The following is a 203-nucleotide window of genomic DNA, read 5'->3' on the forward strand; positions in this document are numbered from 1 at the left end:
TTTAAGACTAAAGCGAGAGGAGCGATACAACACCTAGCCATTGATGCAACTGGCCTTAAGGTTTATGGCGAAGGTGAATGGAAAGTCAAAAAACACGGGACGGATGGCAAGCGGAGAGTCTGGCGAAAGCTGCATATTGCAGTTGATACAAGCACTCATGAGATCATTGCCGCCGAGCTAAGTTTATCAACGGTTACAGATGG

1 protein-coding gene is annotated in these 203 nt (G+C 46.8%); it reads left to right on the top strand.

What is annotated here, in order from left to right; translation table 11 throughout:
* On the top strand, positions 1-203 hold a 203-nt coding region (locus AB4180_RS22795), incomplete at both ends, for a transposase (RefSeq protein ID WP_372081810.1).

Origin of the sequence: Vibrio sp. 10N.286.49.C3 (assembly GCF_041469545.1) — a bacterium.
In the GTDB taxonomy this organism is placed as follows: domain Bacteria; phylum Pseudomonadota; class Gammaproteobacteria; order Enterobacterales; family Vibrionaceae; genus Vibrio; species Vibrio tasmaniensis_A.